Genomic DNA, 26,103 nt, shown 5'->3' with positions numbered 1-26,103 from the left:
CCATGTACTTGGCCAACAATTTCCATATATGGAATTCTTCGTTTAGGGTCTTTACTTTTTGTTCCTTTAATATCGTTTACATCATAATAATCATCAGACGCTTTATTCTCATAATTTTGCACAGATGTATCGTCATTCGAATCAAATGTTTGATCCATTTCTTGTAGAATTTCTTGTTGCTTTTTGAAGTAGTCTTCATCTTTTTCACGTGTATTATTATAACCGGAAGATTCATCATCAGCTATTAAACTTTCAGACGTTTTCGTTACGAATGGATTATATGAATCTTCTCTTATAACTATTTCATCGTTTTGATTTTCTACCATAAATGGCTTACTGTTACTTTCTTCAGATGAAAACGTCTTCTCTTGATTATTCTCTGTGTTTTGTCTTTGTTCAAATTCGATTTTTTGTTGTTCGAATGAATGTAACACTTTATTTTTTTTCGGCACATAATCCAAGTTATTTTTAGGAATTAATATACGGTCTTTAAATGCTTCTTGTATTTTGCTCACTATCAATTGATATAGTTGCTCTTCTTTTGATAAACGCACTTCTAGTTTTGTTGGATGAACATTTACGTCTACTAAGATTGGATCCATTTCAATATTAATATAACAAATCGGGAACCTACCTATTGTTAAGAGTGTATGATAGCCTTCTAAAATCGCTTTATTTAGCATAAAGTTTTTAATGTATCGTCCATTAATAAAAATAGAAATATAGTGCTTATTACTTCTAGAATGTTCAGGCTTTGCAACAAAACCTTCAATGTGATAATCACTTGTATCTCCAGATATATGTACTAAATCTCGTGCAACTTTCATCCCATAAATCTCTGCCATCACTTCATTAGTTCGTCCTGAACCATTTGTACTTAACATTGTTTTGCCATCTGAAATGAGTGCTATTCGAATGTCCGGATGGCTCATAGCCATTCTATTGACAATATCTGTTATTTTACCTAGTTCAGTGTATAAACTTTTAATATATTTTAAACGTGCTGGTGTATTATAAAATAATGATTCTACAAGTATATCTGTTCCTTTTTTCGCTTTTGCAGGCTTATGATTTAATATTTCACCATTTTCTACATATATTTCATTTCCATTAGCATTATCCGTGCAAGTCTTCAATGTTACTTTAGCAACTGATGAAATACTGGCTAGTGCTTCACCACGGAATCCTAATGTCCTAATATGAAATAAATCTTCATCTTGATCTAATTTACTAGTCGCATGTCTATGAAATACTAATCCTAAGTCTTCCGCTTCAATTCCGCTTCCATTATCGACTACGCGAATAGATTGGACGCCAGATTCCTCTACTTCAATGCTTATTTCTGTAGCGCCTGCATCTATAGCATTTTCCAACAGTTCTTTCACAACAGAACTCGGTCTTTCAACTACTTCACCTGCTGCGATTTTATTTGCTAATGAGGTTTGGAGTTCTTTAATTTTCCCCATTTTGCAACACCTCTATTTTAATTGATTTTGTAATTCACTTAACTTCACCAATGCCTCAATTGGTGTCATATTAGATAAATTCAAATTTTTAATTTGTAGTTCAATCTCGCTTTCTTGATCATTTTCAAACAAATCAAATGATGCTTGTTCAAAGTCTTTTTGAGATAAAGTATCAGTTGTTTCTTCAACACTTAAGTTTAAATTTTCTTGATTAATTTCAGGTTCATTTTCGACCATTTTTAAATTTGATATCGATGATTTTTTACCAGCAGACGCTTCAAACTCGCTTAGAATCACTTGTGCTCTGCTAATAACTTTTTCAGGTAAATCAGCTAATTTCGCAACTTGAATACCATAACTATCGTCAACTGCACCATCTTTGACTTTATGCAAGAATATAAGTTCACCTTTATATTCATTAGCAGCGACGTGAACATTTTTTAGACTTGGTAATGCTTGATCTAATGTTGTCAATTCATGATAATGTGTTGAAAATAACGTTTTAGCATGCGATGTTTCAGCTACATACTCTATCATTGCCTGCGCTAAAGCTAAACCGTCATACGTTGAAGTACCACGTCCAATTTCATCGAAAATAATCAAACTATCCTCTGTTGCATAAGTTAATGCCTTTTGTGCTTCTAGCATTTCTACCATAAACGTACTCTTACCTGAAACCAAATCATCTGCCGCACCTATTCTAGTGAATATTTGATCAAATATAGGTAACACTGCCTCTTTACAAGGGACATAAGCTCCCATTTGGGCCATTATACTAATTATGGCAACTTGTCTCATATATGTCGATTTACCAGACATATTCGGACCTGTAATTAAATATATAAATGTTTCATTATCTAATCGACAATTATTAGGCACATAGTCATTATAATCCATTACTCTTTCCACTACTGGGTGCCTAGATTCCACTAATTCTAATGTTTTATTTTCACTAAATGAAGGCCTAGTGTAATTATATTTTTGAGCAATTTCTGCAAAGCTCTGTAAACAATCTAGCTCTGAAATAATTTTAGCTTGTTGTTGTAAACGTTCAGTATATTTTTTAACTTCTTCACGTAGCTGAACAAATAATTGATATTCTAATTCGATGGCTTTGTCTTCCGCACCTAAAATGATATCTTCTTTTTCTTTAAGTTCATCAGTTATAAAACGTTCAGCATTCGATAACGTTTGCTTCCTCATATAACCAAATTCACTTGGTTCAAAATTTTGCAAGTTGGCACGTGTTATTTCTATAAAATAACCAAACACTTTATTAAAGCTTATTTTCAATGATTTTATTCCTGTACGTTGTCTTTCTTTGGCTTGTAATTCTGCTAACCATGTTTTTCCGTTTTTTGAAGCTTCAAGATATTCATCTAATTGCGTATTAAAACCAACTTTGAATAGTCCGCCATCTTTAACTGAAATTGGTGGTTCTTCTACTAAACTCTGTTCTAATATATCAAGTAAATCATCAAGGGGTTCTAGTTGATTAACTTGTACAAGCGTATTCTGATTCATAGAATTTAGTAATGCTTTAATATTCGGTATTTCAGAAATGGAATGTTTAAGTTGAATTAAATCTCTCGCATTAACATTTCCGTAACTAACACGCCCAACAAGACGTTCAATATCATACACTTGATTAAGATATGTTCTTAAGGTGTCTCTTTCTATGAAATGAGCACTAAATTCATCAACGATATCTAATCGTGCTTCAATTTGTTCTTTACTTATTAGTGGTCTATCTATCCATTGTTTTAAGCGGCGTGCTCCCATTGGTGTTTTCGTTTCGTCCATTAGCCAAAGTAGCGTTCCTTTTTTTGATTTTAATCGAATGCTTTCCGTTAACTCAAGGTTTCTCTTAGCATAAAAATCCATTTTCATATAATCTATAGCTGCATATTGAACAAAATCCTCGATATGCGATAAATCACGTTTTTGTGTATGATGAATATAATCTAGCAATAATTGTGTCGCTTGATACATTAATTTATGTTCAGTTTGATTCACACTATAGATTTCTGATGATAACGTTTCCCTGACTGTTATTGTTTCTGTCACCATATTAATTTGTCTTTTTAAATTATCGGAAATATTGTCATTGATAACAACTTCGTTAGGGTTTATCGTCGTAATTTCATTTAATAAAGTCGCTTCATCATTAAAATGTGTAACCTTTAATTCGCCAGTAGAAACATCACAGTAACTAAGCGCAATTTCAGGTTGATTCATAACAAAACTTAAAATATAGTTATTTTGTTTATCATCTACACCACCTTGCTCCATCACAGTTCCTGGAGTCACAATTCTTACTACCTCACGTCTAACCATACCTTTCGTTTGTTTCGGATCTTCCATCTGTTCACAAATAGCTACTTTATATCCATTATTAACAAGTGTATCTATATAACTATCTGCAGAATGATACGGAACACCACACATCGGAATTGGATTTTCTTTTTTAGCATCTCTTTTAGTTAAAGTAATTTCAAGTACACGTGATGCCTCCTTGGCATCTTCATAAAACATTTCATAGAAATCACCTAGTCTAAAAAATAATAAGCAATCTTGGTATTCTGATTTTATTTTTAAATATTGCTGCATCATTGGTGTAACATTAGACATATTATTTCTTCACAACCCTTGTCTCTTTTTAAAATTTGTCTTTACAATATATTCGTTTGTAAGCTTTCTAATTATTAATTATTTAACTTATACATTTTAACATACTTACTTTTACAAACCTATTCATACCATATAATCACGAAGCATCTTAAATGTATAAGAAAACGCCTCAAACCTAATAAAATGTGTCAATAGCATGTTTAGAATTAAATTAAAATTCTAACATTCAAGACATTTAATTAAGTAAGGGCGTTCAATATTAAAATGAACAATGACTCTGTTTGAAATCATATATCATAAAATTATTTTATAAACCTTTGAAGAATACCACGTTTTTTTAGAGTAATTAATAAGAAATAACTTATAATAGATCCGATAGCACTTGAGACTATGAACGTAATCATTAGCGGTTTAATGAAGAAGTCTTGAAGCCCAAGGAAATATGCTAATGGTATACAAATTAAACTTCCGATGACACCAGTTCCAAGTACTTCACCGACCGCGGCCATGAATATATGTTTACGATATATGTAAAACATACTAGCCAATAAAACTCCAATCATACTACCTGGAAATGCAAAAGCTGTACCAGTACCAAAAAGAACTCTTAAAATTGATGATATAAGCGCTTGAGCTAATCCATACCAAGGACCTACTATGACCGCACTTAATACATTTACAAAATGCTGTACTGGTGCTGCCTTAACTGGTCCTAGAGGAATGATGATAATACTGCTTAATACAACATTTATTGCAATTAAAAGTGCAGTTATAGCCAGTTTTCTTGATTTCATATGATTGTTCTCCTTTTTGTTTGTAATTAATCACTATGCTTGGCTTTATTATGGTCATTTAAACGTGTTTCCATTGTTGATACAAACATTTTCAATAATTGATTCGCTTCATATTGTGAAGTTTGAAACTGTTCAACTATGGGCAATGTATTTATTTCTGCTTCTATACTTTGAATGGTATGTTCCGACTGTTCTAGCGCATTTTGTTTCCCGTAATTTTGAAAGTTTACTGCTTGTTTTTGATGCTTTTTTAACATATCCATTTTAGTCTTTATCGTTTGGTTCTGATGAATCTGTGCTTCAATTTGTTGATATGTTTTGATAGTATCCAAATTTTTAATTTTATTTGCAATATTATCCGCTTGTTTCAACACGTCATCTTTATTATACATTTATTGAATCACCATTTCCGGCTCTACTTCCTTTACAAAACTGCCATTTAATGAATACTGTTTAGCTTCATCTATTCGTACTTCCACTAGTTTACCAATCATTTCTTTAGGTGCTTTGAAATTAACTAGCTTATTTTTATCAGTGTAGCCAGCAAGAACCTGATCATCTTTTTTACTACTACCTTCACAAAGTACTGTTACAGTTTGTCCTTCGTACTTACTCATAGCTATTTGTGAATAATGACCAACTTTTTTATTCAAACGTTGCAATCGTTCCTTTTTGACATTTAAAGGTACATTATCTTTCATTTTAGCAGCAGGCGTACCATCACGTTGTGAATACAAGTACGTATATGCATGTTCAAAACCAACTTCATCATACAGAGTTAAAGTTTCTTCAAATTGTTCCTCTGATTCATTTGGATACCCTACAATAATATCTGTAGTTAATGCTACATTAGGAATTCTATCTTTGATTCGTTTTACTAAATCCAAATAACTTTCTCGTGTATATTTTCTACCCATTATTTTTAATACTGCATTATTTCCAGATTGAACTGGCAAGTGGATATGAGGAACGATATTACCACCCTCTGAAATAACATCAATCATGTGATCTGTAAAGTCCCAAGGATGACTTGTTGTGAAACGAACTCTTGGAATCGCTATTTTAGAAATTGCTTGTAAAAGATCTCCTAAGTCATATTCTATATCCTGTAAATCTTTACCATAAGAATTTACATTTTGACCTAAAAGCGTTATTTCTTTGTAACCTTCACGAGCAAGTTCACGTACTTCATCTATAATGTCTTCAGGTCTACGGCTTCGTTCTTTACCTCTTGTAAATGGAACAATACAATATGTACAAAACTTATCACAACCATACATAATATTGACCCATGCTTTAATGTTGCCTTCACGGACTTTTGGAAGATTTTCAATAACGTCTCCTTCTTTAGACCATACTTCAACAACCATTGCTTTAGATAAGTATGCTTCTTCTAAAATTTCTGGTAAATGATGAATATTATGTGTACCAAATATCATATCTACATTTTGATACGATTTTAAAATTTTATTCACTACTGACTCTTCTTGTGACATACAACCACAAACACCGATTAAAATATCAGGTCGTTCTTTTTTCAAATGCTTCAAATTACCTATTTCACTAAACACTTTGTTCTCGGCATTTTCTCTAATCGCACATGTATTAATTAAAATAACATCTGCAGTGTTAATATCAGTCGTTGCTTGATAGCCTAATGCTTCAAGTATACCAGCAATGACCTCAGTGTCATGTGCATTCATTTGACATCCATATGTTTTAATTAAAAATGTACGCTCGTTCCCCATACCGCGATATTTTTCATCAATTTGGAAATCTCTATTATAACGAACTTCTTGTTTACCTCTTTTTTTCGCTTCTTTTAAATTAGGCGGCTGATAAACATGTTCAAAATATTTACTATAATCTTTTTCTGCTTTCTTATCTCTCTCAGCTAAAACATCTACAGAACTTGCTTTTCTTTGTTCTTCGTTCACTTTACAAAATCCTTTCTATTTGCCCGTATCATTTAATAATTATATTAAATTTAACTATAAAGTGCAAAAACAGTTAAAGTTATACGTCATCTCTAACAAGCCAATTCAAATCCAGTTTACTTCACTTTTAATGTTATTCATCATATTTTTCAGTTAAAGTTTCAATAGTGATGCCATCTGGCACATGATAAAACTTAACTTGGCTAATAATACTTGGACATTCAAGTTCCACCATTCGTTCATTTAATGATTGTATTAAAATTAAACATTCATTCATATTTCCTTGTACTGTCGTTTCTAACGGACCTACTCTAAAATGCATACCAGATTCGTCAATTATTTTAATCGCCTCGTCTACGTAAGGTATAACATTGTCATTGTTTGGTGTTTTAGGAATTATTTGTATACTCATTAATGTGTCTTTCATTTTTAAAAACTCCTTTATTTTTTGTAATAGTAAAAAACTGAGTAGCATAAATGGATCTGTTATAAATACATTTATACGACTCAGTTTTAATTATTAAATAAATTGTTCAGTTAATGCATTGAAGGTGTCTTCAGTAATTTTGATATCTCTTTTAGCAAGTGGTGTATCATCTAACTCTTTAATTTGAGATTCATATGATGGTGTTTCTTTATCTTGATAAACAATACCAGTTACTAAAGATTCATGTTCAATAACAGTTTTAGTCGCTAATTGTTTATCTGTAGAATCATAATTTTCAATGTCATCAACACTTGTTAAATGTTCTTTAAACCAATCGTATGTGTTAATTTTATTATAAGTCACACATGGTGAAAAGACATTAACGAATGAAAATCCATCATGATTAATTGCATCTTCAATTAGTTTTGTTAATCCTTTAATATCGCTTGAAAAACCTTGGGCTACAAATGTGGCACCAGATGATAATGCTAATTCTAAAGGCGCAACATTTTTTTCTATATTACCTTTTGGCGTTGTTTTAGTAACAAATCCTACTGCTGATGACGGCGATGTTTGTCCCTTTGTCAAACCATAAATTTGATTATCCATGACTATATACGTCATGTTCATATTTCTTCTTAAAGCATGGATTGTATGCCCCATACCTATAGCATAACCATCACCATCTCCTCCCGATGCAATAACAGTTAAATCTTTATTCGCCATTTTTACACCTTGAGCTAAAGGTAATGCACGTCCGTGAATAGAATGAACGCCATAAGAATTAATATATCCTGAAAGACGGCCAGAACATCCTATACCGGTGATGATAGCTACTTCTTCAGGTTCTAACCCTATATTTGCGGCTGCTTTTTGAATTGCAGCTTGTACTGAGAAATCGCCACATCCGGGGCACCAGTTAGGCTTAACATTATTTCTAAAATCTTTAAATGTCGCCATCTATACCATCTCCTTTATTTCAGTAGCAATTATTTTGCCTTTTTCTTCGATTTCATGTGGTAGGAAAGGTGTCCCATCATACTTTGTATAATTTTCAATCTTATCATGAATATTGACATTCATTTTTATAATACTAGCCAATTGTCCTTGATAATTGTGCTCCACTACAACGACTTTCTTCGCTTTATTAACTGCATCTTGAATAACGCTTGTTGGGAATGGATGCAATTGTCTAATTTGTATAGTGTTAACTTTTATGCCTTGTTGATTCAAACGGTTACTACCTTCTTGAATTGCACCTTTTGTAGAAATAAAACCGATATAAAGAATATCTGCATCCTCATGTTGTAAGTTAGCTTCTACTGGCGATTCAATTAGTAACTGCTCAATTTTACGCATTCGTTTTTCCATTTGTTGTTGTCTATTTGACGCAGATTCACTAGGTTTACCTTCTTCATTGTGTTCCACACCAGTTATATGATGAATACCTCCTTTAACACCGGGGATAGGTCTAGGAGAAACACCATTGGATGTTAACGCATAACGCTTGAAATAACCTTTATCATCTTCTTCACGTTCAATATCAGATTGAATGATTTCACCACGTTTAATTTCAATGCGATTATAATCTAATTTTTCAACAGTTTGTTTACCTAAAGATAATTGCAAATCACTTAAAACTATAACAGGGCATTGATATTGTTCTGCTAAATTAAAGGCTTCCATAGTTAAATAAAATGCATCTTCTGCATCAGTTGGTGCTACAACTATTTTTGGAATATCACCATGTGTACCATAAATCATTTGCATTAAATCTGACTGTTCTTGTTTCGTAGGTAATCCAGTAGAAGGTCCACCTCGTTGAGTATTAATAATGACTAATGGCGTTTCAGTCATACCAGATAATCCAATTGCTTCCATCATTAAAGATAAACCTGGACCAGCACTAGCCGTAAACGCTCTGACTCCACCATAATTTGCACCAATAGCCATAGTTACAGCAGCAATTTCATCTTCTGTTTGAATAACCGCTCCGTTTACTTTAGATATATTGGCAATCATATATTCCATAACTTCAGACGCAGGTGTAATAGGATATGCCGCCATAAATTGTGAACCTGCAGCAATTGCACCTAATCCAATGGCATCGTTACCAATCATATATAGATGTGGTAGTGCATCTGTTGACTCTAATTCAAAGTCCCCGTCGATTTCAGGTAAGCGGGATTGCATTAATTGATAACCTTCGTTTAATGCTTGGATATTGACTTCAACTACCTTGTCACCTTTTTTAGAAAACATATTAGTAATAAGTTCTTCAAATGTATTTGTATTCAAATTCATCAATGCGCTAGTAGCACCTATTGCAACCATGTTTTTCATTAATGCTGTACCTAATTCTTTAGCGGTTGCTGTAAAAGGTAATTCAATAAGCTGTGCATGACATCCTTCTGGTTTCACAGGTTTAGCCTTGGCATCAGCTAAAATAATACTGTCTTCTCTCATTTCATGATGGTTAACATCAATTGTTTCTTGGTCAAATGCAATCAAAATATCTAAATCATCACTAATTGCATGAACAGGCGTCGTAGAAACTCTAATTTTATTATTCGTATGTCCACCTTTGATACGACTTGAAAAATGTCTATATCCATATAAATAATATCCTTTTCTATTCATAGCCGTAGCGAAGATTTCCCCAGTTGATTCAATACCTTCGCCTTGTTGACCGCCAACTTTCCACGATAATTGTGGTTTCATAGTTATATGCCTCCTATGGATATATTTCATATTAAATGATAACAAAAAGAACCACCGATTTACTATGTAAACAGTGGTACTATATTAAATTCATACTAATGGACGATAGGGTCCAATTCGAATGTTTACTTACGTAATTTTAAAATGTTGAAAATGGATGGTCATCATTTATCAATATACGTTCGATGTGCTTTGTTTTACCTTCTTTGTCTAAATCAATAACAACACCAGATAATACACTTCTACCTTCATTTGGAACAACATGTCTTTGTGGCAAACTAGTGATAAAACGCTCAATTACCTCTGTTTTATTTATTCCTAAAATGCCGTCATAAAAACCTGTCATACCAACATCCGTTATATACCCTGTCCCCTTTGGTAAAATACGTTCATCTGCTGTTTGAATGTGTGTATGCGTTCCAACAACAGCGCTAGCTCTACCATCTAAATGCCATCCCATTGCATACTTTTCAGAAGTTGTTTCTGCATGAAAATCAACAAATATAAACGGAGTTTGTTCTTGTGCTTCCTTGACTAATTGATCTGCCTTTTTAAAAGGATCATCAATATCTGGCATAAACGCTCTTCCTTGCAGATTAATAACTGCAAGTTTAATATCATTAATTTGTATAAATCTCATACCAATTCCCGGCGCTTCATCCGGAAAATTCGCTGGTCTTACTAGACGTTTTGCTTCATCTATAAAATCATAAATTTCACGTTGACCATATGTGTGATTACCCATAGTCATGAAATCTACACCATTTCTTAGTAATTGTTTATATATTTTTTCAGTCAAACCTTTACCATGTGCTGCATTTTCAGCATTTACAATTGTAACTGTTGGTTTATACTTTTGCTTCAGTTGAGGTATGTACGTTTCAATTGCGTCTCGTCCAATTTTACCTACGATATCCCCTATAAACATTATTCTCATGTTTTGTTCATCCTCTCATAAATACTAGTTTAATTCATACGTTCTAATATTTAAAGTAAATATTAAATTCTTTGAATTATTTTTCTTCAATTATAGAGAGACATTACTTTGTCTGAAAACTTCAATATGTTAGTATTAAGACATCAAAATAAATAGGAGTTGTAAATAAATACATGTCTATTAATATTGATCCAGAAAAATTTGCAGAATTAGTGGTTATGTCTAACCCATCAAAATTCGAAGATGCAGAGGATATAGCTAAAGAAAGTTTAAAGCTTTACATTAATGCATATCGTTTAGCAGAGAGATATTCAACAATTGCAACAAATTGTTATGATACTGCAGAAGTTATAAAAGAATTAAAGAAAACAGATTTACAATTAAAATAACTCAACTTAGAAATAAATCCTAATTAATATTGCAGAAGAGAAGATGTGTTACATCTTCTCTTCTTTTTTATTGGTTAGAAAAGCACTCATCTTTATAGGTTTACATAATATAAATATAGTAAATACGAAGCCTAAAACATTTTTATTAAAAGCAATAACTTCTTATTTAATATAAGGTCCGTCTTACTTTCAAATAACCACTGTTTACTATAGTTATTACCGATAAAGTGCTGTCTAATTAGATTGAGACTACAACTTAAAAAAGCTCCCTCACTAATTTGTGAGGGAGACAAAAATTATTTCGCATATTCTACTGCTCTAGTCTCTCGAACAACTGTCACCTTGATATGACCAGGATATTGTAATTCATCTTCAATCTGATTTTTAATATCTCTAGCCAATCGATAAGATTTTAAATCATCAATTTCTTCAGGAGATACAATCACTCGGATTTCTCTACCTGCCTGAATCGCAAATGCTTTTTCTACACCATCATAACTTTCTGATAACGTTTCTAAACGTTCTAATCGACGAATATAATTCTCTAATGTTTCTTTTCTTGCACCTGGACGAGCCGCAGACAATGCATCTGCAGCAGCAACAAGGATAGATATAATAGATGTAGGTTCAACATCACCATGGTGAGAATGGATTGCATTAATAACTGTTTCATTTTCACCATATTTTTTCGCTAATTCTACACCGATTTCAACATGACTACCTTCTACTTCATGATCAATTGCTTTACCAACATCATGTAAAAGTCCAGCTCGTTTCGCTAATGTCTCATCTTCGCCTAGCTCAGCAGCTAACATACTAGCAAGATGCGCAACTTCAATTGAATGTTTAAGTACATTTTGACCGTAACTCGTACGATAGTTTAAACGCCCTACAATTTTTACTAAGTCAGGATGCATATTATGTGCGTTCACTTCAAATGTAGCTTGTTCACCTGCTTCTCTAATAATATCGTCTACTTCTTTTCTAGCTTTTTCGACCATATCTTCAATTCTACCTGGATGAATACGTCCATCAGATACTAAGTTAACAAGTGCTGTTCTAGCAATTTCTCTTCTTATTGGATCAAAACCAGATAATATAACCGCTTCTGGTGTGTCATCAATAATTAAATCAATGCCAGTTAAAGTTTCAAGTGTGCGGATGTTTCGTCCTTCTCGTCCAATGATTCGACCTTTCATCTCATCATTAGGTAAGTTAACTACTGATACCGTTGATTCACTTGTGTGATCTGCTGCTAATCTTTGTACTGCTGTAGCTAATAATTCTTTTGCTGTTTTATCAACTTTTTCTTTAGCTTCTTTTTCTTTTTCTTTAACAAGTACTGCAATATCTTGTGACAGTTCTTCCTCTACTCTTTGAAGTTGCTCATTAATAGCTTCTTCTTGAGTGAGACCGGAGATGCGTTCTAATTCTTGTTCATGCTTCATTATTAACGTTTGAACACTACTCTCTTTTGCATCTACTTGTTGTTGTTTTTCTTCAATTTTTGATTCTTTTTGCTCTAAAATCTCATCTTTTTTATCTAATAGATCAGATTTGCGCTCTAAGTTTTCTTCTTTTTGAAGAAGTCGGGTTTCTTGTCTTTGAAGTTCGCTACGTCTTTCTCGTAGTTCTGCTTCAGTTTGTTCTCTTAGGATTTGGTTTTCTTCTTTTGCCTCAAGTAATTTCTCTTTTTTGATATTGTCAGCTTCTTTATGTGCTTGATTTACAATATCTTCGGCAGTTTGTCTAGCTTGTGATTGCTTTTGAAGCAACAAATTTCGGGCAACAACATACCCTCCAACAACTCCTAGAATGATCCCCAGCAAAATGAGTAGGAGGCTTAATAAATTCACACAAACACCTCCTTTTCTAGGGTTTGCTCTTTATATGAAATTCAATATGACTTTATGAAATTATATATAAATCATACAAATTAATTGTACGGTTTATAGGAGATAAGTGTCAAGTTATCAATTTGCACTTTTGCACTATATTGAATGCTATTTCTACTATTTTCTAAAGTTTTGAAGCTCGATTATAAAACTATTGATAATGTAATAATAAATAAAATAAAAAACCTTATAGTCTCGATTTGTAGTGTATCCCATAAAGTTAGATATTATTCTAGCTTTATGAGATGAATATCACTTTCAATCAATCCTATAAGGATATTTGCTAAGTTTAACTATAGATATAAATTTGTGTACTATTCTTCGTCAAATAATGACTTTGGTGCATCTTCTGTTTCTTCAACATCACCATCAGATATACCTAATTTTTCTCTCAATTTACGATCAATTTCTTCTTTAATTTGTGGATTTTCTTTCAAGTACATTTTAACATTTTCCTTACCTTGACCCATTCGTTCGCCATTGTAAGAATACCATGCTCCTGATTTATCAACGATGTCGTTTTCAACACCTAAATCAATAAGTTCACCCTCTTTAGAAATACCTTGTCCATACATAATATCAACTTCAGCTACTCTAAATGGTGGTGCCACTTTATTTTTAACGACTTTAATTTTAGTTCTATTACCTACAATTTCTTGTCCTTGTTTAAGCTGTTCTGCACGACGTACTTCTAGTCTTACTGAACTATAGAATTTTAATGCACGTCCACCTGGTGTAGTCTCTGGATTACCGAACATAACACCAACTTTTTCACGAATTTGGTTGATGAAAATAGCAGTTGTATTTGATTTAGAAATAGCACCTGAAAGTTTACGTAACGCTTGTGACATTAAACGAGCTTGTAAACCAACGTGAGTGTCTCCCATTTCTCCTTCAATTTCAGCTTTAGGTGTTAAAGCAGCAACTGAGTCTACAACTACAATATCAACTGCACCACTTCTAACAAATGCTTCGGCGATTTCAAGACCTTGTTCACCATGATCCGGTTGCGATAAATATAAATTATCGATATCTACGCCTAATGCTTGAGCATATTCTGGATCTAAAGCATGTTCAGCATCGATAAATGCTGCCACCCCGCCATTACTTTGTACTTCAGCAATAGCGTGAAGCGCTACTGTTGTCTTACCAGAACTTTCAGGACCATAAATTTCAATAATTCGTCCTTTAGGATAGCCACCTACACCTAGCGCATTATCTAATGTAACTGAACCAGTTGATGTAGTTGAAACTCGGCGACCTATATTGTCACCCAACTTCATTACGGCACCTTTACCGAAAGATTTCTCCATATTTTTAATTACTGTATCTAAAGCTTTTTGACGATCGTTATCCAAAGCGAGACCTCCTAATTGAAATTGCTATCTTTTAATTATCTTATCAATACTATACAAGGATTCAAAATAAAATACAAGTGTTTTGCGAATATTTGTTCGTATAAAATCTTGAAATCAAAACGCAAAAACGAACAAACGTGCTTATATTTTTATCGATAATACAATTAATTTGTTGTTCTAAGCCAATTTAATAATCTTATGAGCGCATAATTTTGACTTCTGTTCTTTAATAAATTTCTAGATTTAGACATTTTAAATTGCTCAGTTTTAAATTCAAAGTTATTATCATAGCCTATATGGACTACACCATCATACTCTAATAGAATAATTGCTGATGACACATTAAACAATTTATTAACAAATTGCACTGCATCTTTTAATTGCTGCTCAATAGGTTTATTAATATCAACAAAGTTTTCATTGTGATTAATCATACCCTTTAGAACATCGTTTAAATCCACTTCTTTCAATCGATGATATAAAGCACCATTAGTAATACCATCATATATTACAAAAGGTTCATGAATTTTCTTTATTACAGCTTGCTCAATTAATGTGTCATCTGAACCATAATAATATTCTCCAATACGATCAAGAATTTCTTGTTTAACAGGTTGAATCAATGATTGTGCTTGTTCTTTTGAGTCGGCATTTGCAGTCAATCTAATATATACTTCATGACTTCCCGCCAAAGGCGCAATCGTAGGATTAGTCTGTTTATCGATAAGATCTATTAATATTGTTTCTACTTTAGATTCACCTATTCCCGCAAATCTTAATAGTTCAGAATGTATAATTCGATTATGGTTTATAAAATGTGACAACAATTCATTTTTCACCATTGGTTGCATTTCTTTCGGTGGACCTGGTAATAAAATAATTTGTTTGTTTTCAAAATTCACCATCATTCCTGGAGCCATGCCATGATGATTTGCTAATACAGTTGAACCTTCAATTACTAAAGCCTGTTGTTTATTATTAGGTGTCATTTCTTGTCCTTGTTCCTCAAAATAGCTTTCAATATATTTTAAAGAAGGCTCATCAATAACTAAATCTTTACCAACAATCTGGGCCACTGTATGCTTCGTTAAGTCATCTTTCGTAGGACCTAAGCCACCTGTTAAAATAACAGTATCATATTTTTCTAGCGCATGACGTACACTTGATTCTAAACGTTTTTTATTATCTCCAATAACTTTATGTTCTAATACATTTTGTCCAATTTCATTAAATACTTTAGATAGAAATTGTCCGTTGGTATTAGCGATTTGACCTAGCAATAGTTCTGAGCCTACAGCAATAATGGCAATTGACATTTATATCCCCCTTGTATCGTTTAATTCTTTTTTCATGTATTCCATTTAAAAATTCACATCAATTTTAGATTCAATGTATCAGATGCTACAACACATTTGCCTAAAAAATGAACAAATATTGTTTTACAATATATCATTATAAACAATTGCGTGGCTAATTTCTAAAATTGGGATTAAAAAAACTAGATTCCATATGAAAATGAAATCTAGTATAAACAAATATTTATTTTTGTTTAAAAACATCTCTACCTTTATAAAAGTATTCAATACCAGATAAGATAGTAAAAATAACGCCAATGTATAATAAAATTTGTCCTAATGACAAACCAATCAATGTTGCCAATGGATCACCTAATAACAACCAAGTAATTGCTACCATAGTAACTGCTGTTTTAATTTTACCTAATTGACCAGCTGCACTTACAAATCCTTGTTCAATTTGTAGTAAACGTAAACCAGTTACGGCAAATTCTCTGGCAATAATAATGATTGCTACTACAGAATTTGTTAGTCCTAGTTGCACAAGTACAATTAAAGCACTTGCAACTAATAATTTATCCGCTAATGGATCCAAAAATTTCCCCATATTTGTAACTAAATTCCATTTTCTAGCTAAATAACCATCAACAAAATCGCTAAGGGAAGCCAATATAAAAATAAAACCACTGATTAATAACTCAATTCTTATTTCATATCCTCCTAGAAATGACACATTGCCAAATCCAAAATCAACTAACGCAAACAATATAAAAACTGGTATTAACACTACTCTAAAAACCGTAATCTGGTTCGGAATATTCATTATACATCCTCATTTCTCACTAATTTATTTCTGTTAAAATATTAAAACTAACATGATCCATAACAATAAAGTTATTAAAACTGTAATACCCATGATTACTAATAATTGTATTGGCTCTTTTGATTTACTCTTATAATCTAAGTCTTTATTATTATTGAAAACTGTAATTACTTCGTCCCATTCGGCTTGGTTCGATGGAATTTCATCTTGATGAGCTTGAATTAATTGGTTAGGTTCAATATTTACTACGCTTGCATATTTTCTAATAAATCCTTCGCTGTAATTTTTATTCGGTAGTTGATCGAATTCATTATTTTCAATATGCACTAGCATTTCACGTTTAATTCCAGTACGTTGCTCTAATTCTGTTAAAGTCATTCCTAACCTTTCACGTCTACCTTTTAGCGCTTCACCGACCGTTTTCAATTCATAGCCTCCTTACACTTACTCGAAGAAACCAAAACCACCACCAAACGGATCTCCAAAATCTAAATTATTCTTACTTTGGACTGTCTGTTTCTTCATTTCTTCGTAATGTATTTCTTGATTTTCATTTTCTCTCAATTCGATAATATAGTCAAAATCTTCCATTGTACAAGTACTTGTTTCAACAAATAAATCTGGATGTTCAACGACTTTGATTGATGGTAACGTCATAACTTCGTTAACAAGCTCTTGATGTTTTGGATTAGATTCTCTGGCAGTAACTGCACCATCAATAATGTATACATGATTGGCATCATATTCCCCTTTAATTAGAGAGCTACGTACAGTTTGTTTTATTAAAGTAGAACTAATAAATAACCATCTCTTATGTGCACAAACACTTCCCGCAACAATTGATTCAGTTTTACCAACCCGTGGCATACCTCTAATGCCAATCAACTTATGACCTTCTTCTTTGAACAATTCAGCTAAAAAGTCTACTAACAAGCCTAAATCTTCACGCTCAAATCGAAAGGTTTTCTTATCTTTTGCATCTTGCTCAATATATCTACCATGTCTAACTGCAAGACGGTCTCTTAATTCTGGTTTTTTAAGCTTTGTTATTTCAATTTCATTTATACCACGAGCTATTTGCTCAAAACGTTCAACTTTTTCAAGATTGTCTGTTTTAATTAAAAGGCCTCGTTTACCTTGATCAACACCATTAATTGTAACAATACTTATACCTAACATACCTAATAAACTAGATACATCACCTAAAAGACCCGGTCTATTAATTTCAATTTCGTATTCTAGGTACCATTCTTTTTTCTCTGCAACTGTCATGGTGAACCTCACCCCTTGTTTAATTAACAAATTATGATTCATTGTAATATTCATATTATAACATCAATCATAAAAACATTTGCTCATAAAAATAGTTCTATATTTTAAATATACCAAGCACCATTAACTTTCTGTATAGTTCCAGTAACGCTTCTAGCATTTGAGTGATATAAATAGGCGCATGTATGAGCAACCTCACTCGGTAAAACCAATCGCTGTTGTGGTAATTCAGTTATCATTGCTTGAAGTTCATCTTCTTGCCACTCACTTGCCATATTACCGGCTACAAATCCAGGTGCGATAGCATTTACTGTCACTGATGTTAGTGCAAGCTCTTGACTAAGCGCCTTAACGAAACCTAATTGTGCACTTTTCATCGCCGAATAAATAGTTTCCATACTAGCTCCTGTCTCACCCCAAATTGATGAAATTACAATAATTCTTCCATTGGCACTTTGACGTAAAACATCAACGAAATATCTACATAATCGAATTAATTGCAAGACATTTAACTGATAACATGCATCAATATCATGGTCTTTCATATCTTGTAAAACACCATATAAAGACTGACCACTTGCATATATTAAACAGTCTAATGATTTAATGTCACCAAATGTTTTGTCAATATCAATTGTTTGAGATAAATCCGCTTGTATAAAACGAACTTTATCATCATTAAATTTGCTAGTTAATTCATTTATATCAGTACGATAATATTGCACATAAACTTCAAATCCATCAGTTAATAATTGTTTGACTATCTCAGAACCAATTGAACCAGAACCACCTAATACTAATGCTTTCATTACTTTTTAATCTCCAAACGACTATCGACTTGCTGATCTAAATTTAAATATAACGATGACGTTTCGTTAATACTATCTAACGTGATATTTTCAACAATGTCTAACATGTCAAACACGCTAACACCTTCAAAATACAATTTAGTATATTGATTAGCAATATATTCAGGTGAGTTTAAACTTGATATGAATTCACCTATAAATTGCTTTTTCAAAAGTTCAAATGCTTCTGCATCTTGGAAATTGCCTTTTTTATCACGCAACTCATCTAATAATAATTTTTTTAATTTATCTGGTTCTTCAGTAGCGCTTGTCACGATTGAAAAACTATACGTCGGCTCTAGTACAAATTGATAACCAAATGTATCATCGATAAGTCCTTCGTTTAATAAATTCTGATAAAAATCTGTTTCTTCCCCAAAAATTAACTCAAAGAATAATGACATTTCTAAATCACGTTGTACATATTTTTGAGGCGCTTCTTGTAATGGTTTATTTTTAAAACCAAGCATTAGTCTTGGTGATTGAATTTTCATAGATTCAGTAACAAATGCTTCTTTAACATCCTCCGGTTCATCAACAAGTCCTCGTTCGATTTTGGGTTGGTTAACTTTATTACGAGCATCCTCGTGTTGTTTTACTATTCGACATATTTCTTCTGGATTCACATCACCAACAACAAATAAAACCATATTTGATGGATGATAAAACGTTTCATAACATAGATACAAATCATCTTTTGTAATATCGTATATACTTTCTACACTACCGGCAATATCAACACGTATTGGATGTCGTTGATACATTGCACGCAATGTATTAAACATTAATTTATATCCAGGTTGTTCTTGATACATTTTTATTTCTTCTGCAATAATACCTTTTTCTTTATCAACAGTTTCTTTTGTAAAATAAGGCGTTTCAACCATTGTAAGTAAACGTTTAATGTTGTTTTCAATATTATCAGTTGCACTGAACAAGTAGCTTGTACGATCAAAGCTTGTAAACGCATTTGCTTGTGCATTATCTTCAGCAAACGCAGTAAATAAGTCTTCTTCTTCTTTTTCAAATAATTTATGTTCTAAAAAGTGAGCAACTCCATCAGGTACAGTAACAAATTGGTCTTGTCCAAGGGGTTTGAATTGATTATCTAATGAACCAAATTGTGTAGTGTAAGTGACAAATGTCTTTTGAAAACCTGGTTTGGGGATAATAAATAATCGTAAACCATTTTCTAATTCTTGTTCGAATACTCTTTCGTCTATTAATTCATAATAACGCTCTTTCATTATTTATCCCCTCCTTTTGTCAACACATAGATTGTATCTAAAAATGCTTTTTCAGCAACAGAAACAATATCTTCGCGACTTACCTTCTGTATATCATTTATAAATGTTTCTTTGCTTTGTGGTTGTTCTAATAATATTTGGTTATGCATAATCTCTATAATACTTTTCGGACGATCTTCAGATTCATATCGATGAGAAATGATTACTTTTTTAGCTAACTCTAATTTTTCTTCAGTGAAATCTCCTGCTTTTATTTTTTCAAATTCACTTATAATAGTGTCTTTTGCAGTTTCGTACTTATCACTTGAAACCCCACTCAAAACAAATAAATAGCCATTTTTGCCATCAATTTGTGAATGTATAGAGTACGCTAAACTTTGCTTTTCTCGCACTTCATTAAATAAAACAGATGAAGGATCTCCTCCAAACATCATGTTAAATACAACAAACGCAGCATATCCACTTTGTCCATATTGTGTTGGAAAACGGTATCCCATATTTAATTTAGCTTGATCCACGTCATCATATTCAACAATATAATCAACTTCTTCATCGTGTAAATGATGAGTAGAATGTTGGAATTGATGTTTATCGAATGGTTTAAGTGCAAATTTTTCACGTATTTGTTTCTCAACACTTTCAGGTTCTACATTGCCGACAACATAAACAGAACATTGATCATTATTAATCATTGATTGATATGTATGATATAGTGTTTCAGCAGTAATATGTGGGATTTGTTCTAGTTGTCCTGTAGATAAGTATTTATATGCTTCATTTTCAAACATATGGTCGAGTAATTTTAAAAACGAATATTGTGCTTTATTATCTACCATTGCTTCTATTTTTTTGGCTAATAATGTTTTCTCTTGGTTAACAAAATTATCATTGAATGCTTTATTTTCAATTAATGGATTCCAAATGATTTCTTGTAATAAATCTAATCCTTGATTAAATAATGATTCACCGTTTCTTAAATAACGTTCATTAACAATTTCTAATGAAAATGTAATGACATGCTGATCTTTGAATTTTGAAATTGTACTATTCACATACGCACCATATAAATCGGCTAAGTGATTATTAAACGACTTATCGGTTGGCCATTTCTTAGTTGCTCGAACTAATAATTTGCTTAATAATGATCTAGCTGTAATTGTGTCATATTCTAAAGGTGCCATAAATTTAAAAACTATAGTAGTTGTTTTAAATTTAGTTGTTGGTGAAACTTTGATATGTATATTTGGTTGAGATTGTCTACTCAAATATATAGCCTCCTCTATATCTTCTTACATCTATATTTTTCTAGTGATTTTAAATTGAACTAAGCTATTTTTCATATAATTTAATGAATACAAAATAGGTTCATCTAATTCATTGTAGTGCGTAATTTTTAATAAAATCAAACCTTCGTGTGGCGAAGCATTCAGTACTTCGGATATTCGAGGTTCATAATTTACCGCTTCAATTTCTGTATCAGCGTAACAAATATTATGATTACTTTGTTCTTTTATCGCACTTAGTATCGATCCATTGCTCATTTGATACTCTGTACATGTTAATTCTTTTTTAGCAATTTTATCTAAACAATAGACGACCGGTTCTCCATCGGCAGTTCGTAATCGTTCTATAATGGTTACTGGATATCCTTCTTCAACGCTCAACAAATTTGCATCTAACATAGTTGCTGGTTGCTCATCAAAATTTAAGTATTCAGTTCCGCATTCAAATCCTGCATTTTTAATCATTTGCCCAATACTTATAAGTTCATTCAATGGATAAAAGAAAGGGGGCAGTGATTTAACACTTGTGCCCTCTTCAAAATTATCTTTAATGACTTGTTCAGTAATCAATGCCTGAATTGCTTCATAAACATCGTCGGTTTTTACATTTAATTCTCTGGCAATTGATAAATTACTTGGAAGTTGGTCACCATATTCCAATTTATTTTGCTTAATCAAATTTAAAATGTATTGTTTAACGTTATATACCGCATTCATTTCTGACATTTTTTTACACCTCGTCATTATTAAGATCTATTAAAACTTGTCTAGGCTTGCTTCCTTTTTGTGGACCGATTACCTGATTGCGTTCTAAATCATCCATCAACCTAGATGCTCTATTATAACCAATTCTAAATTGGCGTTGTAACAATGATGTACTTGCCTTTTGTTGTTCAACAACAAACAAATACGCTTCATCATATAAAGCATCTTCACTTTTCATTTCCGATTTATCCACTGGTGCATCTGGTTCCATTTCTTTTACATAATTTGCCTGTTGTTGTTCTACTACATAATTTACAACATCTTGCACCTCTTGGTCACTTAAAAACGCCCCTTGAATACGTGTTTGTGATGAATCACCATTTCCAACGTATAACATGTCACCTTTACCAAGTAACTTTTCTGCGCCGCCAGTACCAATAATAGTTCTTGAATCTGTTTGAGAACTCACAGCAAAAGCAATTCTAGATGGAATGTTATTTTTAATGATACCTGTAATTACATCCACAGAAGGTCTTTGTGTTGCTACAATCAAATGTATACCTGCTGCACGTGCCATTTGTGTGATACGTTGAATCGCATTTTCAACTTCTTTACCAGCTACCATCATTAAATCTGCAAGCTCATCTACAATAACAACGATATAAGGTAATTCTGGTTGCTTCTCATCTAATTCTTGATTTTGCTTACGGATTAATTCGTTATAACCTTTAATATTTCTAGTTGATGAATGTTGGAATAAATCATAACGTCTTTCCATCTCAGCTACAATTTTTTCTAAAGCTTGAGCAGCTTTATGAGGATTTGTAACAACCGGAATTAATAAATGTGGAATTCCGTTATAAACATTTAGTTCAACCATTTTCGGATCGATTAACATAAGTTTAACTTCATGCGGCTTAGCATTTAATAAAATACTTGTAATAATACCATTTATACAAACAGATTTACCACTACCCGTCGATCCTGCCACCAATAAGTGTGGCATTTCATTTAGTGGAACAGTAATTGGATCACCTGATATATCTCTTCCTAATCCAACTTCTAGTTTATTATTAGACGGGAATTTTTCATCTAAAACTTCTTTTAGTGAAACTAATGAAATTTTCTCATTTGGCACTTCAATACCTACTGCAGAGCGACCAGGTATTGGTGCTTCGATTCTAACATCTTTTGCTGCTAAAGCTAATGCAATATCATTATGCAAGTTTACAATTTTACTCACTTTAACCCCTTGAGCTGGTTGAATTTCATATTGAGTTACTGCAGGACCAATTTTAATTTGTGTCACTTTTGCATTTACCCCAAAATCTTTTAATGTATTCTCTAGTACTTGTCCTTTACGTTGTACTTCAGCTTTAGATGTTGCTTTTTGTTTTGCAGGTTGATTAAGTAAAGTTAACGGTGGAACAACATACGATACATTCGTAACTTCACCAGCTTCTTCAATAGTGTTTTCACTTTCAACACTGTTATGAGTTTGTTCTGTTAATTGCTCTTGCTGATCTGCTTGATGATTTACGATGTTATTCGAACTATTCTCTGCATCAAACACTCGTTTTTTTCGACTTGGTTGACACTGGCTTTTACTTTCATTTTCAGTATGCCCATAAATTGGAATATCTCTTTCTTGAGGCACTTCCGTAAAATCACTCACATCTTTTATTTGTGGCTGTTCATTTTGACGTGCCTTTTGTTCTTCTTTAAGTCTCGCTTTTTCTTCACGCTTCAATTGTTTTTCTTGGTTTCTTTCCGACATTTTTTCATTAAATGAACCAAACCAAGCTTTTATATTTTCCAGTACAACTTTTGCGACTTCACGATGTTGATGGTTTGTTAATAAAATAACACTTGAGCATAATAATAAAATAGTAATAATACATACACCAAATAATGAAATTAAAGGTACGCTTAACTCTAATAAATAAAAGCCTAATACACCGCCACCAAAATTTGGGAAATGACTGTGTTGGTATGACTGATACACATAAGAAAGTACAGGTTCTCTTTCAGCTTTGATACCACTATTAAAATGAAAAACTAACTGTGATACAAATAGCAATGCAATTTGCAATACAATCGAACCAGCCGTTCGTCTAGTTTTAGGAATACGTTTAGAGTATGTAATAAAACCAGTTGCTAAGAGTACTAAAATATATGTTAAATATCTACTGTACCCAAATAAATAATTAAAGAAGCTGTCAATTAGACGACCGATTATTCCTAATTGGAAAACACCCAACACCATTAATACAACTACTAAAATAGCTATGACATAACGTATCGGATTATCATTCTTCTTTTTCCTTGAATTTGTTCTTTTTTTTGATGCTGTTTTTTTCTTAGCTGTCGATTTCTTTTTTGCTTGTGCCAATTGACGCACCTCCTTATGTTGCCTTAGTTAAAACGACGTTATTATATATAATTTCCTATTTGATGTTTAGAATATGTAGTCCAAACAGACGATGAAAGAGGTTAGAACAATATCATCTATGTATCAATTTACTTAAGATAACAGATTAATCGTTACCCCTTTCAATTGACCATCATAAAATATAAGTAAATTGTCCATGACAACCATTATATTTCGGTGACTTGTTCTGACCTCTTTTATGTTAATGACTTTTTGATTAAATTTCAGAAATTACTGGAATAATCATAGGACGACGTTTTGTACTTTCGAATAATAGTTTACTAATTTGATCACGCATATTTTGCTTAATTTCAGACCATTCTATGCGTTTTTCTTGTAAACCAGCTTCTACTATTTCACGTACTTTCTCTTCTGCTTCACGTAATAAGTCTTCACTTTCACGTACATATACAAACCCACGAGATTGAATTTCAGGACCCGCAGCTATACGTCTATTTTTAGGATCTAACGTTACTACAGCAATAAAGATACCATCTTCTGCTAAAAGATGACGGTCTCTCAACACGATATTTCCTACATCCCCAATACCAATACCATCTATTAAAATATTTCCCGAATTTACCTTTTCATTTAATATCATATCTTTACCGTTGTAATTAATGACATCTCCTTTTTCCACAAGGAAAATCTTTTCCGGTGCAACACCTGCTTCAGCTGCTAGCTTCGCATGTGCTATCTGCATTTTAAATTCACCTTGTACAGGAATAAAGTATTCAGGTTTCATAATATTAATCATCATTTTTAATTCTTCCATGCAACCATGACTTGAAGCATGAATCTTCTTGTTATTTGGAATAATATGTGCGCCAGCACGTACAAGCTCATTTAATGTATTCGCAATGATAACTTCCATATTAGCAGAAGCCGTAATTGCTAAAAATACAGAATCGCCTTCTTCGATATTCATAATTTTATGCTTATGTTGCGCCATTTGACTTAAGGCTTCTACAGGTTCTCCTTGCATACCAGTAGCTATAATTATCACTTCATTTTTAGGATAATTATCAACTTCTGTTATAGGAATTAGCAAATCTTTAGGAATGTCGAAATACCCCATTTTACGAGCAATATTAAATGAACTTTCAAGTGATCTTCCTAAAAATGACACTTTACGATTTAGCTTGCTAGCAATATTTAAAACTTGCTGAATACGTATAAAGTTCGAAGCATAACATGAAACAATCAAGCGACCTCGCACTTTTGCAAAAGCATCATACATATGATGTTCAATTACATTTTCCGGAGTATTATATCCAGGTTTCTCTGCCTCAGTAGAATCACTGATTAAGACAAATACGCCTTCTTCACCAATCTCTGCCATACGTTTAATATCTGGTGCATAATGTCCATGTAAACTTTGGTCAAACTTAAATTCACCTGTATACACAATGGCACCATATGAAGTGTGAATACAAACACCTAAACTATCAGGAATACTGTGTGTCGTATTAAAGAAACTAATATTCACGTTTTTGAATCTCATAATTGAATCATTGTTAACTGTGTAGTAGCGAACTTTTTTATCAATATTACGGGCTTTCATATTTTCTTTAATTAACGCTATTGTCAATTTAGATCCATATACTGGTGCATCTAATTGTTCTAAAACATAACTCACTGCAC

At 32.4% G+C, this 26,103-nt stretch carries 22 protein-coding genes; 1 reads left to right on the top strand and 21 read right to left on the bottom strand.

Annotated elements, in window-relative coordinates; translation table 11 throughout:
- The 9 genes from mutL to IDG60_RS02115 form a co-directional block, all read right to left on the bottom strand.
- Positions 1–1,466 (bottom strand): DNA mismatch repair endonuclease MutL (mutL, locus tag IDG60_RS02155; RefSeq protein ID WP_206160446.1); only part of this gene is annotated, 1,466 nt, incomplete at its 3' end.
- A 12-nt stretch (positions 1,467–1,478) separates the two neighbouring features.
- Complete coding sequence (gene mutS / locus IDG60_RS02150; RefSeq protein ID WP_103182729.1) at positions 1,479–4,097, bottom strand: DNA mismatch repair protein MutS; 2,619 nt, start codon at positions 4,095–4,097, stop codon at positions 1,479–1,481.
- Positions 4,098–4,399: 302 nt separating this feature from the next.
- Positions 4,400–4,891 (bottom strand): energy coupling factor transporter S component ThiW, encoded by a 492-nt coding sequence (gene thiW / locus IDG60_RS02145; RefSeq protein WP_000842277.1) that lies wholly within the window; start codon positions 4,889–4,891, stop codon positions 4,400–4,402.
- 26 nt (positions 4,892–4,917) lie between these two features.
- Positions 4,918–5,283, bottom strand: coding sequence for a YlbF/YmcA family competence regulator (locus IDG60_RS02140; protein WP_000282386.1), 366 nt, complete (start codon positions 5,281–5,283; stop codon positions 4,918–4,920).
- Positions 5,284–6,828, bottom strand: coding sequence for a tRNA (N6-isopentenyl adenosine(37)-C2)-methylthiotransferase MiaB (gene miaB, locus IDG60_RS02135; protein WP_001001524.1), 1,545 nt, complete (start codon positions 6,826–6,828; stop codon positions 5,284–5,286).
- Positions 6,829–6,961: 133 nt separating this feature from the next.
- Positions 6,962–7,255, bottom strand: coding sequence for a thiamine-binding protein (locus IDG60_RS02130; RefSeq protein ID WP_000655669.1), 294 nt, complete (start codon positions 7,253–7,255; stop codon positions 6,962–6,964).
- 93 nt (positions 7,256–7,348) lie between these two features.
- Positions 7,349–8,215: a 2-oxoacid:ferredoxin oxidoreductase subunit beta gene (locus tag IDG60_RS02125; protein ID WP_000190138.1), complete on the bottom strand. Its 867-nt coding sequence runs from the start codon at positions 8,213–8,215 to the stop codon at positions 7,349–7,351.
- Positions 8,216–9,976, bottom strand: coding sequence for a 2-oxoacid:acceptor oxidoreductase subunit alpha (locus tag IDG60_RS02120; RefSeq protein WP_000804320.1), 1,761 nt, complete (start codon positions 9,974–9,976; stop codon positions 8,216–8,218).
- Positions 9,977–10,115: 139 nt separating this feature from the next.
- A complete protein-coding gene (locus IDG60_RS02115; RefSeq protein ID WP_001222105.1) occupies positions 10,116–10,913 on the bottom strand; it encodes a TIGR00282 family metallophosphoesterase in 798 nt (265 codons plus the stop codon).
- Positions 10,914–11,086: 173 nt separating this feature from the next.
- Between IDG60_RS02115 and IDG60_RS02110 the strand changes: the two genes are divergently transcribed.
- The gene (locus tag IDG60_RS02110) at positions 11,087–11,302 is read left to right on the top strand and encodes a hypothetical protein (RefSeq protein WP_000026308.1); all 216 of its coding nucleotides are present in this window, start codon (positions 11,087–11,089) and stop codon (positions 11,300–11,302) included.
- 296 nt (positions 11,303–11,598) lie between these two features.
- Here IDG60_RS02110 and rny read toward each other — a convergent pair whose 3' ends face one another.
- The 12 genes from rny to rnjB all read right to left on the bottom strand — a co-directional run.
- Positions 11,599–13,158 (bottom strand): ribonuclease Y, encoded by a 1,560-nt coding sequence (gene rny, locus IDG60_RS02105; RefSeq protein WP_001050913.1) that lies wholly within the window; start codon positions 13,156–13,158, stop codon positions 11,599–11,601.
- Between the two features lie 353 nt (positions 13,159–13,511).
- Complete coding sequence (gene recA, locus IDG60_RS02100; RefSeq protein WP_000368166.1) at positions 13,512–14,555, bottom strand: recombinase RecA; 1,044 nt, start codon at positions 14,553–14,555, stop codon at positions 13,512–13,514.
- 164 nt (positions 14,556–14,719) lie between these two features.
- The gene (locus IDG60_RS02095; protein WP_000020346.1) at positions 14,720–15,871 is read right to left on the bottom strand and encodes a CinA family nicotinamide mononucleotide deamidase-related protein; all 1,152 of its coding nucleotides are present in this window, start codon (positions 15,869–15,871) and stop codon (positions 14,720–14,722) included.
- A gap of 223 nt (positions 15,872–16,094) precedes the next feature.
- On the bottom strand, positions 16,095–16,673 hold the full coding sequence (gene pgsA / locus IDG60_RS02090; RefSeq protein ID WP_001025093.1) for a CDP-diacylglycerol--glycerol-3-phosphate 3-phosphatidyltransferase: 579 nt from the start codon (positions 16,671–16,673) through the stop codon (positions 16,095–16,097).
- 33 nt (positions 16,674–16,706) lie between these two features.
- Positions 16,707–17,099, bottom strand: coding sequence for a helix-turn-helix domain-containing protein (locus IDG60_RS02085; protein ID WP_000859443.1), 393 nt, complete (start codon positions 17,097–17,099; stop codon positions 16,707–16,709).
- A gap of 18 nt (positions 17,100–17,117) precedes the next feature.
- Positions 17,118–17,945 (bottom strand): YmfK family protein, encoded by an 828-nt coding sequence (locus IDG60_RS02080; protein WP_000214890.1) that lies wholly within the window; start codon positions 17,943–17,945, stop codon positions 17,118–17,120.
- Positions 17,946–18,049: 104 nt separating this feature from the next.
- Positions 18,050–18,754 (bottom strand): elongation factor P 5-aminopentanone reductase, encoded by a 705-nt coding sequence (gene ymfI, locus IDG60_RS02075; RefSeq protein ID WP_000646228.1) that lies wholly within the window; start codon positions 18,752–18,754, stop codon positions 18,050–18,052.
- Positions 18,754–20,040 (bottom strand): EF-P 5-aminopentanol modification-associated protein YfmH, encoded by a 1,287-nt coding sequence (gene yfmH, locus IDG60_RS02070; protein WP_000664775.1) that lies wholly within the window; start codon positions 20,038–20,040, stop codon positions 18,754–18,756. The genes ymfI and yfmH overlap by 1 nt, the downstream gene beginning before the upstream one ends.
- Entirely contained in the window at positions 20,040–21,305 is a 1,266-nt protein-coding gene (yfmF, locus tag IDG60_RS02065) for an EF-P 5-aminopentanol modification-associated protein YfmF (protein WP_000089941.1), read from the bottom strand. The genes yfmH and yfmF overlap by 1 nt, the downstream gene beginning before the upstream one ends.
- 30 nt (positions 21,306–21,335) lie before the next feature.
- Entirely contained in the window at positions 21,336–22,049 is a 714-nt protein-coding gene (locus IDG60_RS02060; RefSeq protein ID WP_001293306.1) for a GntR family transcriptional regulator, read from the bottom strand.
- A gap of 4 nt (positions 22,050–22,053) precedes the next feature.
- The gene (locus tag IDG60_RS02055) at positions 22,054–24,420 is read right to left on the bottom strand and encodes an FtsK/SpoIIIE family DNA translocase (RefSeq protein WP_206160445.1); all 2,367 of its coding nucleotides are present in this window, start codon (positions 24,418–24,420) and stop codon (positions 22,054–22,056) included.
- Between the two features lie 256 nt (positions 24,421–24,676).
- A partial coding sequence (gene rnjB / locus IDG60_RS02050) for a ribonuclease J2 (RefSeq protein WP_206160444.1) occupies positions 24,677–26,103 on the bottom strand: 1,427 nt, incomplete at its 5' end.

The organism is Staphylococcus sp. EG-SA-2, assembly GCF_017152085.1.
The sequence above is the reverse complement of the archived record's forward strand: the minus strand, read 5'-3'. Positions and strand labels throughout refer to the sequence as shown.